This is a genomic window from Ruminococcus albus 7 = DSM 20455 (genome assembly GCF_000179635.2).
Classification (GTDB): domain Bacteria; phylum Bacillota; class Clostridia; order Oscillospirales; family Ruminococcaceae; genus Hominimerdicola; species Hominimerdicola alba.
The window spans coordinates 1,247,293-1,271,382 of sequence record NC_014833.1 but is presented as its reverse complement, the minus strand read 5'-3'; the positions used below and the strand labels follow the sequence as shown (position 1 = coordinate 1,271,382).

The following is a 24,090-nucleotide window of genomic DNA, read 5'->3' as shown; positions in this document are numbered from 1 at the left end:
ATTGAGCTAAATGGTGACAGGGGTATAGAGTGGGAACATTCTGATACTAAAAAAGGCTGCGGTTCACACAAACCACAGCCCGTATATTTATTCAATCACATAGTTTTATAGTTCATTTATTTTATCAAGTAGATGCTGATAATTATCAACTTCATGATATACAACATCTGCTTTTGACAGCTGAGCGAAAAGCTTTTTTGCACAATCAATTTTAGCTTGCTCTATGCGTTTTAGATTCAGTGATTCCATAGTACCCTTGGTTTCAGCAATAAAGAAAATATGTTTCACCATACCTACATGGAATGCAATTGCCCAGTCAGGAGAATAGTTTCCAACAGGTGTAGGAATAGAAAAGCCCTTTGGAAGTTTTGCGTAAACACAAACTTCATCAGCTTTATCAATGTCTTCGACAAATTTTCGTTCAACGCTTTGACCGTCTTTAGCATATCCGTCTGTAAAAACATAATCCTGAATATGCTTTTGCGCTCTATACGCCTTAGAAAAATCATTATTTTTTTCAGCAGTGAATATAGCACTATCATATGTTCCATCAGTTTGATTATAAGAAATATGCTCTACAATCATCGTTGCTTTCTGCTCTAAAATCAAACGAATTGCCTTTGAAATAAACTCTTCTGGATTATTACAATAATACGCATATGTAGTAGGCTTTATACCAGCCAGAATTCTTGCTGTTGAACGTCGAGTAAGTTTTACACCGGCTGCAATTTCTCCAATAAGATCATAGGGGATAGAACTGCCTTCAGTTCTATCTAATGTATAGGTCTTACTTTTTTCAGTAGAGAAGCCTGCGCCAGTTTTTATCGTTTCATTATTGAGTTTATCTTCCTGTTTACCTGTTGTTACTGTATATTGAAGTTTAGCAACAAACATTTTTTCGTCAAGGTAAGCAATAGCCTTTTTAATCAATTCCTCGCTGTCGAATTCGACAGTGTAGGCATACTTATGGTTGATATAATTCCAGAGTGTTTGAAATTCCTTTTTATAGAAATTATCATTCAGTGCGTTCTCCTGAATTGTTGTACTGTTACCATTGCGAATCATGTCATCAAGGGCGTGTTCATCATAGATGCTTTGCACAAGAGCATGAACCCCTTCAGTGATTTCAATACAGCTTTCCGGCAACGATGCAAGAACTCTATTGGCAAGATCAGTAAGATATTGATCGGTGATATGATCTTCATCGTCAATATAATCATTTTTGATAAGATAGCGATAGATATCCTTTCCTTGTTTTTCGGTAATTGTAATATCCTGTCCGTTCAAAACAAGTGTCTTTCCGGTGAAATACTCTGCGGATGCCTTTGTCGGGCGATCATACAGATCTTCACGGATACCTCGCTGCAAATCAGCAACAAATTCGCTGTAACCGTCAGATGCGATAACTGTCAGTTGATTGATCTGCTGCACAAGATCCCCAAGTGTATCGCTGTCCATTCGGTCACCGTTTTGATTAACGCAGAGGCGTAGACCTCTGCCGACTTCCTGACGCTTTTGCGTAGGAGAACTACCGCCATGCTTCAGCGTACAAATCTGAAAAACGTTCGGGTTATCCCAACCTTCACGGAGAGCGGAATGTGAGAAAATAAAACGAACAGGCGTATTGAACGAGAGTAACCGTTCCTTATCCTTCAAGATAAGATCATATGCAGAAATATCATCACTTTCATCAGTGCCGCGCTTGAGAGAGCTATCTATCTTACGTCCCTTTTTATCAATACTGAAATATCCGGCATGAGTCTGATGAACTTCAATAGAACGAAGATACTTCTCATATGGCGTATCAAACAGCGTGAGATATTCATTCAGTATGTCGGTATATTCCTGCTCAAAAATCTCACCATATTCAGAATTGACCTCATTGCCGTCTTCATCATAACAGCGGTACTTTGCTACCTCATCTATGAAGAACAAAGACAGGCATTTAATGCCCTTATCAAAAAGCTCTTTTTCCTTTTCAAAATGAGAGCGTATCGTTTCTCTGATCTGAACACGCCGTAAATCAGATTCCGAAACATCACCCTGCACTTCACCTGAATGAATGATCTCACCGTTTGTAAAAGTCACAATACCTCGGACAGGATCAATCTCGCTGATACGATATCCACGGTATTGATTCATATTTTTTGAGAGGGAATACAGATCATCGTCCACACCCAGCAAACGAGTTTCTCTGTTAATGGATTTATCATAGCCTATTTCAAATTCAATACGAGCCATCGGGGGCTTTTTCGGAGAAATGATGATACTTGACAGGTACAGATAACTGTCAGTACCACGCAGATTTTTAATATCAAAGCCCTTAACTTCAATACGCTTAACCAAATGCTTATTATAGGCATCGAGTGCATCCAGCACATAGACAAGCTCATGGTGCTGTTTATGGGTGGCAGAATAATTCAAAACAAACAACGGCTTGAACTGTTTCAGTGCAGCCTGCGTTTTGTCACCGCCCATTTTTTGAGGTTCGTCCATAATGATAATGGGGTTATTCGCAGCAATCACATCAATAGGTCTGCGAGAACTAAAATCATCACGCTTGGAGAATATGATTCTTGCAGCGGCATCTCCCTTGCGTCCCTCGACATTCTTTGCCTCATTAAACGAAGAATTGAACGCCTGCGTGTTGATGATCATTACATGAATATCTGCACTTTGGCTGAAATCGTCGATCTCGGAAAGGTTTTTGGAATCGTAAACGAAGAACCGCGCCTTTTTGCCGTATTGCTCATGGAAATGCTCCTGCATTACGTCAAAGCTCTTGCGGACTCCCTCGCGGATTGCAATGCTCGGTACAACGACAATGAATTTGCTCCAGCCGTAACGCTTGTTCAGTTCAAACATCGTTTTGATGTAAACATAGGTCTTTCCAGTTCCTGTTTCCATTTCTACGTCAAGAGAACAGCAGCCGAGCTTGGTTGTCAGAGAATCGGACAGCTTGATATTGTTTCTGCCCTGTATTTTTCGGATATTTGCAAGGAGCTGAGTCCCATCAAGTTGCACACGGGCATTTGCGAAGCCCATATACAATTCTTCGTCAGACTTCTGTGCATTCAGAAGAGTGCGTTCTACTTCCACATCTCTGCGATATGTGAAACGGTCATTAAAAGACTGACCTGCAAATACGTTCACGACGCTTTCTACAGCCTCTGTCTGATAGGGCTGTATGGTAAATTTGAATTTCATGTCAGCCATTACAGTACCTTCCTCTTGGTTTTCGGGCTATAGGTTTCAAAAATCTGCTCAAAGTTCGTGGCAACGCTGTCATTTGCATAGCCTGCATCACGGAAAACAGCATAGAAAGGCTTTTTCTTTGCAATCTCCGTAACAGTTTCCTCAGTGATCTCAAAATCAAAGCAGGCAATCAGGTAGCCACCTGCAACGGAAAAGACCTTCTTTCCGGCAAATTCCGTTTCTTCGATTTCAGAGGAAAGCAGAATGCCGAGGTCGAGCATCGACTGAAAAAGCAGATCTTCCGGCGTTCTGTCTGCCTTGACGTTATCTATGTTCATCATGATCTGGTCTTGTTTCAGGTCAGCAGGGCGATAATACACGTCCTCCATGTTACTGCTGTCAACCTTGAACACACGGAACCCAATATCAAGGTCTGCGGTTGTAAGCGGATTTTCTTCCTTGATCTTCTTTCCGGCACGGCGGATTCGTTCTTCTCCGATTTCACAGAGATTAGCATAACTAGGCAACCGCGTTTCTTCATTAATTTGAACTAGAATATACTTTCTATTTCCGCTATCAGACATATTCATTTTCAAAAGTGATTCCGCAGTAGTTCCCGATCCAGAGAAGAAATCTAGCACTACATCTTCGGTATTTGTCGCAATGGTTATGATTCTGTCTAAAAGGCGAACAGGTTTTGGCGTATCAAAAACTGTTGTACCATCAAATAATTCTTTCAGTAATCTGGATGCTTCATCAGTATGTCCAGTTTCTTCAAATGACCAGAAATTCGTTACAGGTCTTCCAGCAACTTCGTTTATATAGGCTTTTCTGCTTAAAGTTCCTTCACCTTTTTTGGAAAAGAAAAACTCGGGTAAAACTCCTTGATACTTTGCTAAAGCTTTTTGTTTTGCCTCAGCTAAAGCGCCTTTCAACACAATTGCAAGAACATCTTTTCTTACTTCAGCCGTACTTACGCCGCAAACTTCTGCTCTTCTTTCATCATCGTGAATGTTTTTTAATTCATAATCGCACCACTGATTCATCGCATTAAGCATAAAATCTTGACCTAAGCTCCAGCACCTTCCTTGAGGCGGATATGCATATTCTCCCGTAATAGGATTTTGAATTGCATATACCATGCCTTGATGCGTTGCTGCATTGGGAGCGCTCGCTACGATATTTCTCCATGCGCCACGAGGGTCATTATCTGGATTTTTATATTTTGAATCCATTTTTTCTGTTCTTGCGAGTTTTTTGGGTTGCCAGGCAGGTTGTTTCCCATAAACTAAAACATGTTCAATTTCAGCAGCGATACCTTTTACATCATTTCTCATTGAATAAGTGCGCTGCCATGCAACATCAGAAACAAAGCAAGCACCGCCGAACACTTCATCACACATTTTTCTTAAATTACCGACTTCATGTTCGTCTATTGATATAAAAATCGCCCCGTCCTCAGACAGTAAATCCTTAGCAATTCTTAGACGCGGGTACATCATATTAAGCCAGTCTGTATGAAACCGCCCGTTGCTTTCCGTGTTCTGTACAAGGCGGTTTCCTTCTTCGTCAAACTGCCCACTGTTTCCCAGATACTCGCCTGTATCCAGCGAAAAATCATCCTCATAGATAAAATCATTTCCGGTGTTGTAGGGCGGATCAATATAAATCATCTTCACCTTGCCAAGGTATGTTTCCTGCAAGAGCTTCAAAGCATCAAGGTTGTCACCCTCGATATAGATGTTCTCGGTATCAATACTACCCGGTGTGCCGTCTCTGCCAACGGACTTCTTACGGTCAAGGCGAAGCGTCTTTGCAATCGGCTGATTGGCAAGCACTATGGATTTCTTTTTATCAGGCCATGTGAACTGATAACGCTCCTGCGCACCCTCAACGACGGTTGCAGAAATTTCCTGTCGCAATACATCTGCATCAATGGCACGTTCAACGATTGCATTACCATCTGCATCGTAGCCTGTAATTGTTTCGGTAACAGCGTTCGGGAACAGCGATGCCAGCTTTTTAAAGTTCTCATCCGCCAGATCGGGCGTGTGCATTTTAAGCTTGTCCATGTTTCAGTTCCTCCAATTGTTTTTGATATTCACGTAATTTCGTGTATAATGCAAATTGTTTCTTAGGCTGCTGTTCTTTCCAGGCAGCAGTTTCAGTTTTCTGTATCTGCTTTTCGAGTTTCTGTATTTTCTCTTGTAAAGCCAGGCGTTCCTCAATAGAGAGTGTTCGGATATTTTCAGCCTGTTCAGCAAACAGTGCTATTTGCTCAATAAAGCAGTTCCATATCTCGTCAAGCGAAAAGCCCTGCGGTCTCAGGGAAACCTGATCTTTCTGCATCCATGAAGTGCGGTATAACTTGCTATGATACAATGCAAGCTGATAACTATTTTCATAAATTAGAAGAAAAATCAGTTTGTGCTGATTCTGCCTTGCGATTGCTTCAACTACCTTGCCGTCAAATTCCTGTTTTTTTAACGTGATAGATAACAGCATAATTTCGTTGATTTCCGCATCATCGTTCAAATTCAGATTACTTTTGGTCAAGCTGTTTTCTACTACAATACGTTCAACATCAGACACAAATTTGTCTTTCAATGGCTTGGTCAGTGGCAAGTGCTTATAGAACGCCTCCTTCGGAAGTCTTCTGCCTACCACCGTTGCACTTGGAAACTCAATCATATCAAATCACCACCATGAAACATATCAGCTCGAAATCATCCAGTCCTGAGAATCCTCCTGAAAGGAATGTGGTCTGTCCTCCTCCGAAGAAGCTGTCAATGTCGCTCTCGTCCTTTGCATCAATGATAGACATGATTGAATCCTCCAGTAACTGCGAGATTTTAGCCATGTTTTTACCGTTGTTTGTTGCTTTATTGAATTTATCACAGAGGTGCTTGTCTGGCTGTGTCTTTCCTTTTGCAAGATGTCTCATGATATCAAGCGTATCTTTGGGCTGCAAGTGATTTGTGATCACCTCGCCGTCCATGCTGACATATACCATATAAAATGGGTGCAGGCGGTTCTGATTCTCAATGTTTATATGCTCATTGACATTTTTCATCACGAATATAACGCCCGGTTTTTCGCCTTTTACAACAGCATGGATGCCGAACGGCGTGTGATCGATATCTTCATGTTCTTTCATATATGCAAGCAGATCCATTCTGAATTCATTAAGTCCTAAATCCATAATAGAAATGCCATTTGTCATATCTTCAAGGTCAACAACTTCTTCCTGCAAGCGCTTAAGCTGATTGCGTCGGTATTCGAGATCGCCCTTTTCCTCCTGATTTATTAGGTCATCATCACCAGTAGACGTCATAACAGAAATACGCATTCGTGTTTCCACACGGGATTTCAAATTGATATATTCATCAAGGTCAAGATCGGGCCAAAAATTCACAAGTTGTATCACGGCATTACGACTACCAATTCGGTCGATACGTCCAAAACGTTGAATAATACGTACTGGATTCCAATGAATGTCATAGTTAATGCAATAATCGCAGTCCTGCAAGTTCTGACCTTCAGAGATACAGTCAGTTGCTATGAGTATATCTATTTCCGCCGATTCATTTGGATACAGTACGGCTTTATCTTTGGATAGAGGAGAGAAGCAGGTCAGAACGTGGTTCATATCTGCTTTGAATTTTGAAATCGTAGTTTTCCCGTCAACAGAACCTGTCACAAGTGCTGTATGCAGTCCAAGTTCAGATAATGCCATTTTGCTCACATTATCATACAAGTACTCAGCAGTATCCGCAAATGCTGTAAATATTATTATTTTCTTGTTTTCGGGGTTGATGGGGTGAGCTATCTTCTCTTTTATCACTCGAAACAGCTCATTCAACTTGTAATCATACTCCGGAGTGATATCTTCAACCATAAAAATCAGTAGTTGGAGATTTTCAATATCATTATCTATATCGCGCTTCCAACTAATATAATCCATATCACGAATGTCAATCTTTACTTTCTTACCAACACTAAAGAAGTCGGTATTTTGGTCATCAAAGTCAAAATCATTAGTTGTACTTAAAAGATCACGCATTTCATCGAGGTTACCTATTCCAGTTTTCATAAATTTTGAAATAATCTCTGATGTATCGTGTAAAAAGTCGTGAATGCGACGTACAGTAAGCAAGAACGAATGAACTGAACTTTCCATTCGTTTCAGCAGGTTGATTTTCATCAACCGTTGGATGCCGAGTTCTCGCCCTTTTCGGAAATTTTCAGTTTCATCCTCATCAAGATATTTTGATATTTTACTTGGCTGTATGTAAATTGTAGGCGTATAGATCGTCAACTGCAAATTTGAAAGCAACTCATAAACTTCTTTGTAGTTAATTGCTTTTGGCTTATTTGTAAGTTTCGGACGTAAAGTAATAGGCTTGTTACGTTTTGGAAATGTGCCAATATCTGAAACATCATAATATGTTTGGATATGTTTCCTTGAGCGCGCTATTGTAACACTATCGAGTACCTCAAAGAAGTCAAAGTCCAGCCTTGATAACAGTGTAGCAGTTGTACGCTGTTCTTCCGGAAGTTTGCACCACGCATTATATACCGTTTGCGCTTGACGAAAAATTGTATCAATATCCGATTTTGTCTTGAGTTTATCGCTGAATTCTTCTGGTTCTCCTTCATAAGCCAAGGCTAATTGATTGCGTAAATCATAGAAACGGTTATTGACAGGAGTTGCAGAGAGCATCAGAACTTTCGTTTTAACGCCAGGCTTAATAACACGATTCATAAGGCGCATATAACGATTTTCTTTTTCGCCGCCCTTGCTGTTAGTACCATTACCATTTCGGAAATTATGGCTCTCATCAATCACAACAAGATCATAATTGCCCCAGTTTATCCGATCAATCGGTAATCCAATAACGGTGTCACCGCTGTCACGAGACAAATCTGTATGATAAAGAATGTCATAACGGAGGCGGTCTGCCGCTAATGGATTGTTGATAAGGTTGCCTCGATAGGTCATCCAGTTTTCAGACAACTTTTTAGGACATAGTACTAAGACATTTTTATTACGTCCCTCATAATACTTGATAACCGCTAATGCTGTAAAGGTCTTTCCAAGTCCAACGCTATCTGCAAGAATACAGCCGTTAAACTGCTCTAATTTATTGATGATCGCAAGAGTAGCATCTTTCTGAAAATGAAACAGCTTGTTCCATATTACACTATCTTTGAATCCTGTTGCTTCATTTGGCAAAACGTCCTCTGAGATATCATCAAGAAATTCGCTGAAGATATTATACAGTGTCATAAAGTACACAAGCTCAGGTGCATTCTCCTGATAGACAGTCGAAATCATTTCGATTACATCTTCCGTTACGTCTTTCAGCTTGTCGGCATCATTCCATATAGAATCAAACATTCGCAAAAACTCTGAACTTGCAGGATTTTCAAGTCGAGTTACCATATTCGTAAGATTATTTCCTCGTTCGCATCCAAGATCAACAGTTGTAAAGGTGTTCATAGGCATATAAGTAAAAATGTCTGAATCACCCTCGACAAGTAAAAGATTGTTCATCCCTTCACGAGTTGTATTTGACTTAAATTTTACCTTACGGCGCATCCAGTCAGCACACTCTTTTGCGACTGCCTTTTGTTTGAGTTCATTACGAAGTCGCACTTCAAACTCTGTACCATAAAGGCTTCGTTCTCTACCAAGACGTGGAATATAGAATTCCCGACGTTCGGACTTAGTTTTCTCTGCAATGAATGTCGGAGACGTAAAAATAAAACGAAGTTCTTCACATGATTCAAGTTGTTCGCAAAGCTCCTGATAGGCATAGATAGAAAAACAGGCCGCAGCAATTGCAATGCGATTACCTGCATTAATGCAAGATTTAAGATCATCACCCACTGTTTTCGTAGTATTGTTGAAGATTTCCACCTACATCACCTCATTCGGACTAAGGAATTATTTCCAGAATATAACAGATAGAATATGAGTATTAACCATAATTCATAAATTCTGTATAATCAATACTATTATAGCACAACAGCTACGTTTTTTCAAGTAGAAATAGAATAAAAGGACGGAAATCACAGCACAAAAGCAGTGGAGCTTATGCAACGATATGATATGCGGAGAAACAGGGCAAGAAGATATTTAATCTTGTAGATGAAAGATAAAATTACGAGAAAAGATAATCCCGAAGCCAACCACCATAGTCAGCTTCGGGATTTTTTTTTCTATCAAACGTGTCCTCAACAATTCGGTCGTAAGTTGGTCGTAAATCTTGCTTGCCGGGTCATAAACCCCGCGTATTTACGCCGTTTCTCAGTCGATGCTCTTCATCGTCGGGAACAGCAGTACATCTCTGATAGCTGGTGAATTTGTCAGCAGCATAACGAGTCTGTCGATGCCGTAGCCGATACCGCCCGTAGGAGGCATACCTATCTCCAGCGCACGCAGGAAGTCTTCGTCGGTGCGGTTTGCTTCTTCGTCGCCGTTGCTGAGAGCTTCTTCCTGTGCCTTGAAACGCTCGCGCTGATCGATCGGATCATTCAGCTCACTGTATGCGTTGCACATCTCCCAGCCATTGATGAACAGCTCAAAACGCTCAACATAATCGGGCGCATCAGGCTTCTTCTTGGTCAGGGGGCTGATCTCGATGGGGTGATCCATTATGAAAGTAGGCTGGATGAGGTGCTCCTCAACATACTCTTCAAAGAACAGATTGAGGATATCTCCCCTCTTGTGCCTGTCTTCAAACTCTATGTGCTTTTCCTTAGCCAGTGCCTTTGCTTCCTCAGTGGTCTTGATCTCATTGAAATCAACGCCTGCATACTTCTTAACTGCCTCGATCATGGTCAGTCTCTCGAAAGGCTTGCCCAGGTCTATCTGATGTTCGCCATAGGGTATAGTTGTACCGCCGCAGACAGTTTCAGCCAGATGTCTGAACATATCCTCTGTCAGATCCATCATGCCGTGATAATCAGTGTATGCCTGATAAAGCTCCATAAGTGTGAACTCGGGGTTATGTCTTGCGTCAACGCCCTCGTTTCTGAAAACTCTGCCGATCTCGTAAACTCTTTCAAGTCCGCCAACGATAAGTCTCTTGAGGTAGAGTTCGAGAGATATTCTCAGCTTAACGTCCTCGTCAAGAGCATTGTAATGCGTCTCGAAAGGTCTTGCAGCAGCACCGCCTGCGTTGCTTACCAGCATGGGGGTCTCGACCTCCATGAATCCCCTTTCGTCCAGATATCTTCTGATAGTGGAGATGATCTTGGATCTCTTGATGAAAGTATCCTTGACCTCGGGGTTGCATATCAGGTCAGTGTAACGCTGTCTGTATCTTGTATCCTGATCCTTCAGACCATGCCACTTTTCGGGCAGGGGCTGCAGGTTCTTGGAAAGCAGAGTAAAGCTTTCAGCATGAACGGATATCTCGCCCATCCTTGTTCTGAAAACAAAGCCTGTAATGCCGACGATATCACCAATGTCGCCCTTCTTTACGTAACGGTCAAAAGCTTCCTTGCCGACCTCGTTCATCCTGACATAGAGCTGTATCTTGCCGCTCTTGTCTCTGAGATCCATGAAGCTTGCCTTACCCATCATTCTCTTGGACATAATACGTCCTGCGATGGAAACGCGAACGCGGTTCTCCTCCAGCTTGGCAGCCAGAGTTTCCTCGTCCTCACCTGCCTGAGTCTTGCACTCAGCCTCGGTCTTCTCATAGATAGCCTTGGCATCCTCGCAGCTTGCAGTCACATCATACTTGGTGATCTGGAAAGGGTCAGCACCCTCGTCCTGCAAAGCCTTCAGCTTTTCCATTCTTATCTTCTTATATTCATTCACCTGTTCCTGAGTAAGTTCTTCTTCCTCAGGAGCATTGTTCTTTATTTCTTCGCTCATATTTTACTTCCTTTCTGTAATGATCTGACGAGCTGACATCTACTTCTTTTTCCCATCACTATACCCCAGCTTAGCGGCGAGGTCTTTCATTTCATCAGATCTTTCTGTGGGACCTGTCATCATCAGGCAGGTCTTCCCCACCCTGATATACAGTGAGTAGTTATTGCCGGATGTTTTTTCAGCCGACTGCACATTATTGCCAATATCCTTTATATCATCCATATCTGCGGCGTTGCATTCACTGTAAAATTCATTCTCAGCAATATCATAGTCAGCACATTCATAGAATCCTGCCAGCCATCCGTTATCCGCGAGGACTTTGGTAGATGTCCCGTCCTCACTATCTGTAACAGAGATGCCGTCTTCAGCGCAGTAACCACATTCTAGTACAGTTTTGCTGAATTCCTTACTGCTGACTGCGTTAATGCTTTTTCCCATACAGCTGCAAAGCATCATCGACGATACTATAACTGCCGCAAGCGCAGTCCTGTGCATATCTATCACCTCAGTCAACTGTCATAAAAGCCTTCCGCGGCTTATCTGACATCAATATATTCGGTATCCCATAGTCTACCGTAATATGAAAATCGTCTTTGCTCCGCTTCCCTTTCGGCACGTCTGACACACTCCGTCACGGCTTTCTTCAGCAGTGATATATCATCCGCACGAAAAATCGCCGCCGTAAATATTTGTGCTTCAAAGTGATCCACCGTTATATCGAAATTATCCGGATATCCGATATGCGCCGCAGCGAGGAATCCTCGTCACAGGTGTTCATGCAGGACATCAGCCTGCCGCTGCCGAAGTATATATCCTCAAATCAGAAAGGGAGACTGACGTTCATTATTCCCTTGTGATTTCCAGGACCTCAAACTTGATCATACCAGCAGGTGCCTCGACCTCGAATATGTCACCGACCTTCATGTGGAGCGCAGCCTTTCCTATAGGGCTCTCGTCAGAGATCTTGCCGTTGTCGGGATCAGATTCGGTAGAACCTACGATCTGAAGAGTTTCGATCTCATCGAACTCAAGATCCTTCAGCTTAACATAAGAACCAACACCGACCTCGTGAACAGATATCTCATCATCATCAACGACTGTAGCGTTGGAAATGAGTATCTCAAGTTCGTTGATACGCGATTCAAGTATAGCCTGTTCATTCTTGGCTTCATCGTACTCAGCGTTCTCGGAAAGGTCACCGAAAGAACGTGCTTCTTTCAGCTTCTGTGCAACCTCTTTACGCTTGACTGTTACGAGATATTCCTTTTCTTCAACCAGTTTGTTATAGCCGGCTTTTGATACTGTCTTGTTGATTTCCATTATAAAACACTCCTATATGATATTTGGTTTGTTCGGTCATACTTCAAATCAATATTATACTATATTATCCCTGTTTTGTCAAGACTTACACAGATAAATCCGTGATAGCGGATGTTTCTTTATCCGCCTTTTTACTTGTAAATATCATTCATTTTTCATTTTTTACAAAGCAATTGACAGTCTTTTCTGTGACGATCGTCATCAGATCATTTATCCGAACATAATATTTTACGAAATTTCATTTTCTGATTTTCGCAAACGTTTCCACGCAAGCAAAGGATTTCTAAATCTTATATTAATAAATTATCATTTTGATACAATACATCATTTTAATAAATCTAAAACGTTTTCCCAGTGACTTTTCAAACGTTTTCGCCGCAAATAACGGTGTTTTAGCTTTATTATTTAAGAAACGTCTATTATTATTCACATTTTCATAATGATATTTACCATTGACAAAAAAATATAATTAGTGATATAGTTATTGTAGAGAACAAATTAGATTAAATCAAAAGCGATAAGTTATCCGCGCGTTTTCGGAAATTTTTCTTGAAAACGAAATGTTTTCGTTGGCTGATTAGTGCGGCGCGGCAGATGATATGTGATCAATCAATATAGTAAAAAAACAAGGTGAATTATGATAAGGGTGGTTTTTTATGAGGACAAACGGATACTTTAACAAAAACGGACCGAACAGAAAAGGCTTCACACTGGTAGAGCTTGTAACAGTTTTGGCAATAATTGCAGTTTTGGCTGCAATTATCGTGCCTAACCTGCTCAAGCTGATCGAAAAAGCAAATAATACACGTGATGCTAACGAAGCAAAGGACATAGGAAAACTGATAATGGCTGAAGCTGCTATATGCGATGACCTTAATCTGTATAATCCATGGTCAACTAACCTTGATGCTGACGGCACATCATCATGGGGTTATGTTTATGTCGGCAAGGACGATGTAAGAACATCATCCAAACAGATGATGCAGATACTTATTGATAATGGCTATGTAAAACCGAACGCTACAATAAGAAGACGCGGCGGAGATGTGCCCGGTGAAGGTGAACAGCAGGTTTACAAGAAAGATACCAGACTTATGTGTCATTCAAATCATAACTGGCTCGCTTATGAGATACACTTCAGAATAATGCCCGACGGAAATCTGGATATATCTTATTGTGCTACAAAAGCAGGCACCAACCAGCTTGCTGAAGCCGATGCTGACGAAAAGGCAACAGCTCTGTTCTGCAAATTTGCAGCAGGTCACACTGATGATTTCGCGATCGAGCACGCTAACCAAAACAAACATTGATCACTGTTTCTCTCTAAAATGGCTTGTACAGGTGTTATATGATCTTCGGCGGGTCTATAAATAACACTTGTCATAATAATACCTCTGAAAGCTGTGTGAGCGTTAATACGCTCCGCAGCTTTTTTTCTGATCCAGATTTGCCGTTAGATAACCTGGATAATACTCCTTATAGGATAACTAATACTATATAAATATTACATTTATTTCTTTCAGCCATAAAGTTCCATTTTTAATCTCAGAATAAACTAATGATGCGAATGGGTAATTGTAAAAATGTCCATTAATAATGGATCGTTATTGTTTGCAGTTAACAAAAATGCTATGAATCGCAATATTTTACTTTACATACGGTTATTGCTATGTTATTATTAGCTATAGGTGAACTAATGTCCTGTTCGCCTGTAAACAGTTCGGACCAACCCAAAGATCATAAGATCAGATCCGATAGCATGGGATCTCTTTTTGATGCTGTTGACCTTATTATAGAAAAGAAAACGATATCTATAGTATCGTACTGACAGACTTAAAAAGAAAGCTCTGCTGAAAAACACTGACAGAAAGGAAGATTAAAATGGGAAAGGGAAAGTTTCTTAAAAGATCACTTGCCGGCTTATCCGCTGCTGCAATGATGTTCACAGGAAACACTGCTGCTACAGTTACCGCCGCTGTGATCGACAAAGAGAATCCCAACAACTACCACAACTACGCAGAAGCTCTGCAGCTTGCACTTTGTTTCTACGATGCTAACAAGTGCGGCGACGAGGTAGCCGATGACGGCTATTACTCCTGGCGTGCAAATTGTCATGTAAAGGACGGTTATATACCGCTCCAGCCCATGAGCCCCATGCCGGAGATAGGTAAAGGCAAAACTGACGATCAGCTGCAGGAGGATCAGGGACTTGGCGCAGGCGATGACGGAAAGACCAAGCCAAACCTCGGTGATACCGACCCCTCTCTGTATGCAGGCGTCAATATGTCCCAGAATTTCATCGACAAGAACAAGAAATACCTCGACCCTGACGGAGACGGCACTCTCGACCTTACAGGCGGCTGGCACGATGCAGGTGACCACGTCAAGTTCGGCCTTCCGGGAAGCTACTCCGCTTCAACAGTGGGCTGGGGCTACTATGAATTCCGTGATTCATACAAGGAACTGGGACTTGACAAGCACGTTGAGGATGAGCTCCACTGGATCAACGATTATTTCATGAAAGTTACTTTCATGGACGACGATGATAATGTAATTGCTTATTGCTATCAGGTAGGCGAAGGTAATAATGACCATAACTACTGGTGCCCACCCGAGCTCCAGGTAGAGGATACTATGGTTGCTTCTTCATCCTGTGCTGTTAAGCGTCCTGCTTACTTCGCTACTGAAGAAATGCCTGCATCCGATCAGTGCGCCGGTGCTGCTGCATCTCTTGCTATCAACTACCTCAACTTCAAAGACACTGAGCCCGAGTACGCTAAAAAGTCATTAAAGTACGCAAAGGCACTGTACGATTTCGCTGTAAAGACCCACGTTGAGGAATGGAAGCCCGGCGAAGTTCCCAGCTGTTCAAGCCTTGGCTATGACGGCGGTTTCTATACATCCAGCTATGACTACGATGAACTGGCATGGGCTGCTGTATGGCTTTACTACTGCACCGAGGACTACGATTACATCAACGATATAATCGCAGTTGATGAAACCACTACAAACGCAAAGGGCGCTCATCCTTACACCGGATATATGAAGCGTATCATCACAGATACCGGCAACTGCTGGCAGAACATCTGGGTTCACTGCTGGGATACAGTATGGGGCGGTGTATTCGCAAAGCTTGCTCCTGTTACCAACACAGCACGTGACTGGTACATCTTCCGCTATAACCTTGAATTCTGGTCAGGCTGTGCTGAAAGTGTTGATTCTTCCGACTGGGGCTATGAGCCTGTTCACGGTCATAAGTACTTCGGTATGGACGACTATCTCTGGAACACAAAGATGACCGCAGATCAGATAGCAGACCTTCCTATCAGCGAAACAAGCGGCGACTTTATTGCTAAGTCACCCAAGGGCTGGGCAGTAGTATCTGGATACGGTTCTGCACGTTACAACACAGCTGCAGGTCTGTGCGCTTGTGTATATGCCAAGACTACAAACGATCAGACATTCCTCCCCTGGGCAAGAGCTCAGATGGAATACATCCTCGGCAAGAACCCCATGGGTTACGCTTATGAGGTAGGCTACGGCAACAACTTCGCAAGCCATCCTCACCACCGTTCATCTCACTGCTCCGCTACACAGAGCATGGATGATCCTATCACACAGGTACACACCCTCTGGGGTGCACTTGTAGGCGGTCCCGATCTGAAAGACAACCATGTTGATGAGACCAAGGACTACATCTACAACGAGGTAACTGACGACTACAATGCAGGCTTCTGCGGTGACCTTGCAGGTCTTTACCACTACTACGGCCGCAAGGGCGGCATAGATGCTAAGGAGAACAGCATCATCAAGAACTTTGATATGTCCTCAAATGCAAAGGGCTTCGATCAGGTCGATGAAAACGGCAATCCTCTGCCTGTTGGATACTTCGTATCAGGCGGTAAGGCACAGGAAAAGAAGGATGGTATCCAGCTCAAAGTCGTTCTTCACAACAGAACTGTTGATCCTCCCAGATTTGAGTGCAATGTAAAGGCAAGATACTTCTTCAATATCAAGGAACTCCTGGATGCAGGCTACGGTATCGACTATATCACTGCACGTATCGACTATGACCAGGTAGCAGGCTATTCCAACAATAAGTCACACGCAGAACTTTCCGATCCCGTCAAGTATGACGACAAGGGAACTTACTACGTTGACATCACCTGGAAGGACTGCAAGTTCTACGGCAGCCGTGTATACCAGTTCGCGCTGACAACAAAGATGGATCCCGAAAAGTTTGTATATCCTGAATGGGATTCTTCAAACGACTACAGCTACTCCGACCTGGTAAGCTTTGAAGATGACAACTCTGCTGCAGCTATAACCGATAAGATAGCACTTTACGCGGACGGCAAGCTCATCTGGGGTTCTGAGCCTGACGGAACTACGCCCGAAACTTTTGTAAATGATGAACCCACCGAAAATCCTTCCGCAAAGATCTTGTACGGTGATGTTAACTGCGACGGCAAGGTAAATATGGCTGATGTAACAGCTATTTACCAGTACGGCAACAACAAGAGGAAGTATCCTCTCACTGCTCAGGGTATGAGAAATGCAGACTGTGTTGATGCAGGCAAAGGTCTTACCAATGATGATGCTAAAGCCATCAAGGCTGTAGTAATATCAGCTCTCAAGGTATCCGATCTCCCTATATCATCTACTGCACTTAAAAAAGTTTCTGTTAAGTAATAACAGTTAAAAGCGTACCACGCCGCACTCGCAAGAGTTACGGCGTGGTTTTGTTTTGGCATAACACCACATAACGAAAATCTGTCAGGTATGATGTTATATAGCATTTTGTGTTGGTGTATCAAATGTATCGCCATGTATTTTTATAGTAAAGCATATAAACAAACCACCCTCTGTCGCCCGACAGGGGGTGGTTTGTCCGATAATTGTACTTATCTATATATGCGGGATGAATCAGGAGATCTTTTTGATGACCAGATCAGTGATCGTGATCGTAGCGTTGGTATTCAAAGCACCGCAGTTGAATACACAGGCAGTGTTATCATCAGTCGGGTCTGTCATTGTGAATTCTGCAGAATAGTGCTGCTTCTGTGTGGAAGCATATACCGGCTCGTTGGAATACTGACCGTATGGCTCATAATTTTGCTGAAGCTTAACGCCGAACTTTACTGCTTTATCAGCCTGATGATCGAATGATATTTCATAAGTCGCACCTTTTTCAAACTTGATGCCGGGGTATATTCCCTGAACGTACCATTCCTCCGTACCCGAATTCTTTACCGAGATCTGAAGACCGTTGCTAAGGCTCTTGAACGATGCAGATGCACCACCCTCAGTGTTTGCCCAGCTACTGAACTTTGAAGCATCAGCAGCAAGATTTGTACCTGTTGAAGCGGAAGTTCCGGACTGAGTCGAAGAAGATGATGAGGACGAAGATCCTCCGCCGCTAAGCTTGATAAGGGAAAGATTGGTGATAGTAGCCTTGTAAGGAACATTCACACCGCTGCCGCCGAGATTGTAGGTAACGCGGCACATATTGTCAGTCTTGGAAGTAAAGTCGAAGGTCGCTTTATAATGCTGAACATTTGTTGTCCAGTTAAGGCTGTCTAAATAGTAAGGCAGATAATCATCGTGACCCTGATTAACTATGAAAGTAGTGGTCTGCGGAGAATCACTTACATAATCGAATGATATCTGATACTTTGCACCCTGTTCAAGTGTTATGGCATCATAGAAGAACTGTGCGTCCCACTCATTCTTGCCGCCTTTATCTACCTGCATGGAAACGCCATTGTCCATAAAGAACATCTCGCCCTGACCGCCGTTTGAAGTATCCGTCCAGCTTGCCCAGTTGTCTTCATTTGCACAGAGATTTCTCGGGTCAGATGCAGGATCAGGATTCAGTATAGCCTTATTCATCTGAACGAAATCAGCCATAGTCACTTTTCCGTCCATGTTGATATCAGCTTTGTCACTGATCTTTACGGTCTTTTTAAGAAGATAATTACGGAGCATTTCCAGATCTGTATCATTGAGCTTTCCGTCACCGTTGATATCGCCTCTGACAAACTTCTGAGCAGAAGCAGGAACATCAGAACCTGCAGCTTCAAGCATAGCATTGAGAAGTTCGGGCTGAGATACTTTCAGTGTACGGCGGTTATAGATCTTATACTGTGATCCGTTATCCCACCAGATACAACCCATACCATAGCCTGTACATTTTTCTACAAGATACTTTGCCCAGGATGTGATCTCATCCATATTATTCTTATTGGCACAGCCGAATTCACCTATAATAACAGGGATACCCTTCTGTGCAAAAGTGCTGTTGAGATTATTGAGTACCATATCCAGCGGTGAGCTTGTCCATGTAGTTATCTCGGGATAGCTCTCGTGAGTAAACTCAAAAGGCTGATAAACATGAGCTTCAACGATCAGCCTGTTGCTAACAGTATCCTTTGGGAGTACGAACTGACTTGTGATCTCATTGTTTGCACCTGCACAATAGGTGTTGCATATAAGGTTTCTCTTTGCGTTGTTTCCGCCTGAGCCTCTGACAACATCAACAAATATCTGATTGAGCTCATTGGAGATAGGGCAAGCTTCCGAGCTTGGGTTCCACCACTGATTTGAGCTTTCATCAAGTATTTCATTGAAGCCCTCGAAAACAAGCTTGTCGCCGTAATCCTCGAAGTTCTCGCTGACCTGTTCCCAGATAGACCTGAACATAGCTTCTTTCTTCTGAAGATCTTTGCTGTTGGCTTTCAGCCAGCCTTTTTCACCTGTATCATGGTGAACATTGAGGATGCAGTACATATCATCTTCGAGTACATAGTTAACTACTTCCTCGACCCTGTTCATCCATACATCGTCGATCTTGTAGGTGTAGGGATCCATATGCTCATACCAGGTCACAGGCACACGTACGGTCTTGACACCCGACTCCTTTACCATATCTATCATGGCTTTGGTGGTCGCAGGGTTTCCCCAAGCTGTTTCGGAGGATGTGCTGCCTCTGTTTCCGCCTATGGTCGTACCTGAATAGCTGTCCAGAGAGTTGCCGAGGTTCCAGCCCAGACCCATATCAGCAACAGTCTGCTTAGCATCCTTATCGAATGCGGCTTCAGCACGTGTAGGCTCCACGAAAGGCATACACGAGAGTGCCATCGCACACACCATTGAAAGTGTAAGTGCGCTTTTGCTTTTAGTCTTCATTATACATTCACCTCTAAAAAATGTGGTTCATTGTTCTTCCGTCTGAATACCCCTTCAGACGAAAAACGATCCTCTTCCTATGTTCTCACAGCCTGCCTTTACTGTGAGCGCCGTCTGTTCCAATCAGGGGCAGCTGACAGGACAGACAGCTTGTGCATAATATGTATTTATTTAAAACTTCTCACTAAAAATATTATATACTATTGACATCACTTATTTCAATGATATATAATATAACTTAGATGATCTTTTCTGAAAAATCATCAAATTCAGTCAAGCCGGCAGGTGAACAGAATGATAATAAACAATGTAGGTTTCAATCACAGACACGATGGAGATTTTTTTATTGAACGGCCGAACGGGTATGGTGACTTTCTTTTGCTGATACTGAAAACAGATGCTGTTTTCACTCTGGAAAACAAAGATATTATCGTCCCAAAGGATTCATTCTTCCTTTATCCTCAGGGTATGCCGCAGTATTACCGATGTGTTCCCAAGCATGAATTTGCAAATGACTGGGTGCATTTTCAGTTTGAGGCTGATGACGAGGCTGAATTTATGAAAAGAAATATCCCCTATGCCAAAGGAATAACAACACCTCACGCTGAGTTTCTGAGCTGGTGCATCAAGGCAATAGCTGATGAATTCACTTCACCCTCGCCCTATGCTTATGAAAATATGCAGCACTATATGTGGCTGATATTCAACCGTGTAAGTGATGTGATAAATCTTCCTGCCGAAAAGGCACATGGTGCTGAGTACGAATTGCTGATGACAATACGTCATAAGATCTATGCTGAGCCATACGTACCACGTTCCATAACATGGGCAGCCCATGAAGTTCGCATGAGTCCCGCTTCTTTTCAGTACTATTACAAAAAAACATTCGATATAACATTCGTCCAGGATTTTATCAATGCAAAGACAGAGTATGCAAAGATGCTCCTGACATCAACAAATCTCAACGCCCATGAGATCGCTGAAAAATGCGGCTATAGAAATTATGAACATTTTGCCAGACAATTCAGAGAAAGATGCGGTATTACTCCCCTTGATTACCGCAGAAGTAAGCAGTAAGCTTTCGAGTGAATACTCATCAGGATGAAATTTGACGCCTTTCAACTATTAATAATTATCAATTATTTATCGATGTAAAACCAAATCACAATTTTTTTGACCAAATATTGCGAACCAACAATCAAAGATTGCGGTTTTTACAAATACTTGTTTACTTTTACTATGGTGTATAGTATATTTACATTAAAGATATCATATCGCCATGTAAGATATTGGTAATTTTGATAAATTTAGCAGAATATTTAATAATTGTTCTGCGAATCATTCAGATCCGATCTGTACCATATCAAACACAAAAGCTTTAATATTTTAAAGCGAAAGATCTGTCCTGCTTATATAATCTTATCGGGACAACAAATTTGATAAGGAGTGATAAAATTGAAACTATCAAGAACAAAGAAGATCCTTAGTGCAACCGTATCCCTGATGATGGTGGCAGCATCCCTGCCATTCCCTGCTAATGCAGCAGGAAATTTCTGGGGAAACAACGGCGGTCAGGATTGGAGCGGCTTTGCCGGCGGTTTTGACACCACCGGAAATGAGGTAATAGGCTCTGATGCCGGAAACGGCGGTAATGCACAGTCAGGTCTAAATGCCAAGATCAAAAATGATATGCCTACAACTGTTCCAAGCGACCTTGAAACATCAAGCCAATGCAAGGTCGAGAACAAAAGCTATTACTGCAAATATACCGGCAAGCAGAAAAAGTGCAACGTTATATTGCCGCCTAACTATAATCCAAGTAAAAAATACCCTGTAATGTTCATACTCCACGGTATCATGGGAAGTGAGAACGACATGGTCAGCGGCAACGGTGTACAGGAACTGATGACAAGTCTTATGTCAAGCGGAAAGGCTGAGGAGTTCATCGTTGTAACTCCCAATATGTTCACAAGTAAGACTATGAACGGTCCAAGCGGCATCAATCAGCAGACTTGTGCTGAGTACGATAATTTCCTGTACGATGTTACAGACAGCCTTCTGCCGTTTATAAAGGAGAACTATCCCATAAAGGAAGGCAGAGAGAATACAGCTATCACAGGTTTCTCCATGGGCGGACGTGAGGCTATTTACTGCGGACTTATGCGCCCTGATGTATTCGGTTATGTAGGCGGCGCTTGCCCTGCTCCCGGTATCACTCCGGGTTCTGACCGCTACATGGATCACCCCGGCTGTATGCAGGAGAGCGAAATGAAGTTCAGGAATGTAGGTCCCGAGCCTGAGGTGTTTATGATAACCGGCGGAACCAACGATGACGTTGTAGGTACTTTCCCGAAACAGTACAGCGATATCCTCACACGCAACGGTGTCGATCACGTATACCAGTCTATACCGGGCGGCGGACATAATGCCAATTCTGTAAAGCCTCATCTATATACATTCATGAGATATGCATTCAAATCTGACGGTTCTTCATCCCAGAGCAGTGGAAGCGGAAAGAAAGCAGCTTCTCTGTACGGTGATGCTAACCTTGACGGCAAGGTTGATATGAAGGATGCTGTACTTATCAGACAGGCTGTAGCAGCTCCCGGCAAGTACAAGCTCACAGGGCAGGGCAGCGTAAACGCAGACGTTTTCAACGTTGGTGATGGCATTACCGCTGATGATGCAAATGCCATAAAAAATTACATATTAGGCCATATCAGCTCCCTTCCCATCAAAGAGGTAACAGATGACCCATCAGGTCAGACCGATACTCCTTCAGGAGTTGTACTGAGTAATGATTTCAATTCTGGTGTCGGCAACTGGGCAGGCAGAGGTGCTGCTTCTGTTGCGGCTACAGATAATGCTTACTACGGTACATCAGGCAAGTCAATGTATGTATCGGGAAGAACTGCAGAATGGAACGGCGCTGCTATAAACCTCGGTTCAGACTTCAAGGCAGGGCAGACATACAGCATAAGTCTGGCAGCACTGCAAACTTCGGGAGGTTCATCTGAAATACAGGTATCACTCCAGCAGAGCGGCGGCTACGGCAGCGCTGTATACACTCATATAGCTTCCGCAGAATGCAAGAGCGGTGTATGGACAAAGATAGAGAACACATCATTCACTATTCCCGATAACGCAGGCGATATAACTTTATACGTTGAAACTGTTCAGGGTTCGGGTGACCTTACTGATTTCTATATCGACAATGTTCAGATCGCAGCCGCAGGTACAAAATCATCGGTCAAGACAGGCGGCACAGGCAAAGTTCCAGGCTCAGCAAGCAGTTCGGGATCAGGTACAGGTACTGAAGTGGATCATTCCAAGTGGGATAACTATAAGGAAACCGCATCCTCTCAGTATATAAATTTCTACAAAAGCTCCATAAAGCACATGGGCAACACATACAGACTTTCTCAGAAACTTAGTGCAGCTGAAAACGGTTCTCCCCTGACAGTGGCTTACCTCGGCGGTTCGATCACTGAGGGCAAGAACTACACCACTCCATTCTCCAGCTACCTGAAGAATACTTTCGCCAAGGGCAGCTTCAAGGAAATAAACGCAGGTCTTTCGGGTACTTCATCCGTAGTAGGACTTGTGCGCAGCGAAGCACAGATAGTTTCGCAGAAGCCTGATATCATCTTCCTGGAATTCTCGGTAAATGATCACGAGGATATAATGTACAAGAAATGCTTCGAGAGCTGTATCAAAAAATTCCTTGATATGCCTAACGCACCTGCTGTATGTGTCCTCATCACCCGTGCAAAGGGCGGATTCTCCAGCCAGAATCAGATGTATCCTATCGGAAAGAACTTCGATATACCCGTTATAAGCATGGATGATGCTCTTACCAAAGCCTTCAACAGCGGATTCCTCAATACAGGCGACTACTACACTGACGAGTATCACCCTCATCAGAAGGGCGGACAGCTCATAGCTGACTGCATGGCTTACTATGTACGTCAGGCAATGAAGAGCCAGAACAGTTCAAGCAGCTATACTCAGCCTACCAGCTACGTATACGGTGCCGAATACGCTGACACTGTTAACGTTGACCCCAAGAACCTGACAAACTTCAGTGCAGGCTCATGGACATCGGGCTACGGTTACAACAACTCAGGTCTGAACTACTCATATACTCTCAACGGCAGCAATCCGATGAAGTTCAAGACTCAGGGCAAAGGTCTGATAATCGTGTTCAAAGCCAACAGCTCGGGTATGGGCAGCATAAATGTTACTGTAAACGGCAAGACCACCAAGATAAGCGGCAACAAGCAGTACACATGGGGCGGTCCGGATGCAGAGCTTGGATACTATCAGAGTACCTCAGGTGACCTTGATGTTTCCATCAGCGGAAGCGGTCAGTTCACCATCTGGGGCATCGGTCTTATTAAGTAAAAATCATGCAAAAAGCTCCGACATTTCATCGGAGCTTTTTGAAGTCTGTAATACATAAAATGAGGAGCTGATGCAGCATCGGCTCCTCATTA

General features: G+C 42.9%; 12 protein-coding genes. 4 read left to right on the top strand and 8 right to left on the bottom strand.

Features of this window, described 5'->3' with window-relative positions:
- Positions 1 to 105: 105 nt before the first annotated feature.
- From RUMAL_RS05540 to greA, 7 genes are all read right to left on the bottom strand, one after another.
- Positions 106 to 3,207: a type III restriction-modification system endonuclease gene (locus RUMAL_RS05540; protein WP_028504272.1), complete on the bottom strand. Its 3,102-nt coding sequence runs from the start codon at positions 3,205 to 3,207 to the stop codon at positions 106 to 108.
- A gap of 8 nt (positions 3,208 to 3,215) precedes the next feature.
- Entirely contained in the window at positions 3,216 to 5,267 is a 2,052-nt protein-coding gene (locus tag RUMAL_RS05535) for a site-specific DNA-methyltransferase (RefSeq protein ID WP_013497794.1), read from the bottom strand.
- Positions 5,254 to 5,886, bottom strand: a complete 633-nt coding sequence (locus RUMAL_RS05530; protein ID WP_013497793.1) for a DUF4391 domain-containing protein — start codon at positions 5,884 to 5,886, stop codon at positions 5,254 to 5,256. Before RUMAL_RS05530 ends, RUMAL_RS05535 begins: the two co-directional genes overlap by 14 nt.
- Before the next feature lies 1 nt (position 5,887).
- A complete protein-coding gene (locus RUMAL_RS05525; protein WP_013497792.1) occupies positions 5,888 to 9,118 on the bottom strand; it encodes a helicase-related protein in 3,231 nt (1,076 codons plus the stop codon).
- A gap of 390 nt (positions 9,119 to 9,508) precedes the next feature.
- Positions 9,509 to 11,086 carry a lysine--tRNA ligase gene (gene lysS / locus RUMAL_RS05520; RefSeq protein ID WP_013497791.1) on the bottom strand — a complete coding sequence of 526 codons (1,578 nt, stop codon included), beginning with the start codon at positions 11,084 to 11,086 and terminating at the stop codon, positions 9,509 to 9,511.
- Positions 11,087 to 11,125: 39 nt separating this feature from the next.
- Positions 11,126 to 11,581, bottom strand: a complete 456-nt coding sequence (locus RUMAL_RS05515) for a hypothetical protein (RefSeq protein ID WP_013497790.1) — start codon at positions 11,579 to 11,581, stop codon at positions 11,126 to 11,128.
- Positions 11,582 to 11,929: 348 nt separating this feature from the next.
- Positions 11,930 to 12,406 (bottom strand): transcription elongation factor GreA, encoded by a 477-nt coding sequence (gene greA / locus RUMAL_RS05510; protein WP_013497789.1) that lies wholly within the window; start codon positions 12,404 to 12,406, stop codon positions 11,930 to 11,932.
- Positions 12,407 to 13,062: 656 nt separating this feature from the next.
- Between greA and RUMAL_RS05505 the strand changes: the two genes are divergently transcribed.
- Both RUMAL_RS05505 and RUMAL_RS05500 read left to right on the top strand, forming a co-directional pair.
- The gene (locus RUMAL_RS05505) at positions 13,063 to 13,716 is read left to right on the top strand and encodes a prepilin-type N-terminal cleavage/methylation domain-containing protein (RefSeq protein WP_013497788.1); all 654 of its coding nucleotides are present in this window, start codon (positions 13,063 to 13,065) and stop codon (positions 13,714 to 13,716) included.
- Positions 13,717 to 14,287: 571 nt separating this feature from the next.
- Positions 14,288 to 17,098: a glycoside hydrolase family 9 protein gene (locus RUMAL_RS05500; protein WP_013497787.1), complete on the top strand. Its 2,811-nt coding sequence runs from the start codon at positions 14,288 to 14,290 to the stop codon at positions 17,096 to 17,098.
- 234 nt (positions 17,099 to 17,332) lie between these two features.
- Here the strand turns inward: RUMAL_RS05500 and RUMAL_RS05495 are convergent, their stop codons facing one another.
- Positions 17,333 to 19,594: a cellulase family glycosylhydrolase gene (locus RUMAL_RS05495; RefSeq protein ID WP_013497786.1), complete on the bottom strand. Its 2,262-nt coding sequence runs from the start codon at positions 19,592 to 19,594 to the stop codon at positions 17,333 to 17,335.
- 294 nt (positions 19,595 to 19,888) lie between these two features.
- Here RUMAL_RS05495 and RUMAL_RS05490 point away from each other — a divergent pair, with 294 nt between their 5' ends.
- Positions 19,889 to 20,671: a helix-turn-helix domain-containing protein gene (locus RUMAL_RS05490; protein ID WP_013497785.1), complete on the top strand. Its 783-nt coding sequence runs from the start codon at positions 19,889 to 19,891 to the stop codon at positions 20,669 to 20,671.
- Positions 20,672 to 21,049: 378 nt separating this feature from the next.
- A complete protein-coding gene (locus RUMAL_RS20605; RefSeq protein WP_013497784.1) occupies positions 21,050 to 23,998 on the top strand; it encodes a carbohydrate binding domain-containing protein in 2,949 nt (982 codons plus the stop codon).
- Positions 23,999 to 24,090 lie beyond the last annotated feature (92 nt).

Coding starts and splice junctions, on each gene's coding strand:
- RUMAL_RS05490 (WP_013497785.1), top strand. CDS start 19,889: ATGATAATAAACAATGTAGGTTTCAATCACAGACACGATGGAGATTTT.
- RUMAL_RS05500 (WP_013497787.1), top strand. CDS start 14,288: ATGGGAAAGGGAAAGTTTCTTAAAAGATCACTTGCCGGCTTATCCGCT.
- RUMAL_RS05505 (WP_013497788.1), top strand. CDS start 13,063: ATGAGGACAAACGGATACTTTAACAAAAACGGACCGAACAGAAAAGGC.
- lysS (WP_013497791.1), bottom strand. CDS start 11,086: ATGAGCGAAGAAATAAAGAACAATGCTCCTGAGGAAGAAGAACTTACT.
- RUMAL_RS05535 (WP_013497794.1), bottom strand. CDS start 5,267: ATGGACAAGCTTAAAATGCACACGCCCGATCTGGCGGATGAGAACTTT.
- RUMAL_RS05495 (WP_013497786.1), bottom strand. CDS start 19,594: ATGAAGACTAAAAGCAAAAGCGCACTTACACTTTCAATGGTGTGTGCG.
- greA (WP_013497789.1), bottom strand. CDS start 12,406: ATGGAAATCAACAAGACAGTATCAAAAGCCGGCTATAACAAACTGGTT.
- RUMAL_RS05530 (WP_013497793.1), bottom strand. CDS start 5,886: ATGATTGAGTTTCCAAGTGCAACGGTGGTAGGCAGAAGACTTCCGAAG.
- RUMAL_RS05515 (WP_013497790.1), bottom strand. CDS start 11,581: ATGCACAGGACTGCGCTTGCGGCAGTTATAGTATCGTCGATGATGCTT.
- RUMAL_RS05540 (WP_028504272.1), bottom strand. CDS start 3,207: ATGAAATTCAAATTTACCATACAGCCCTATCAGACAGAGGCTGTAGAA.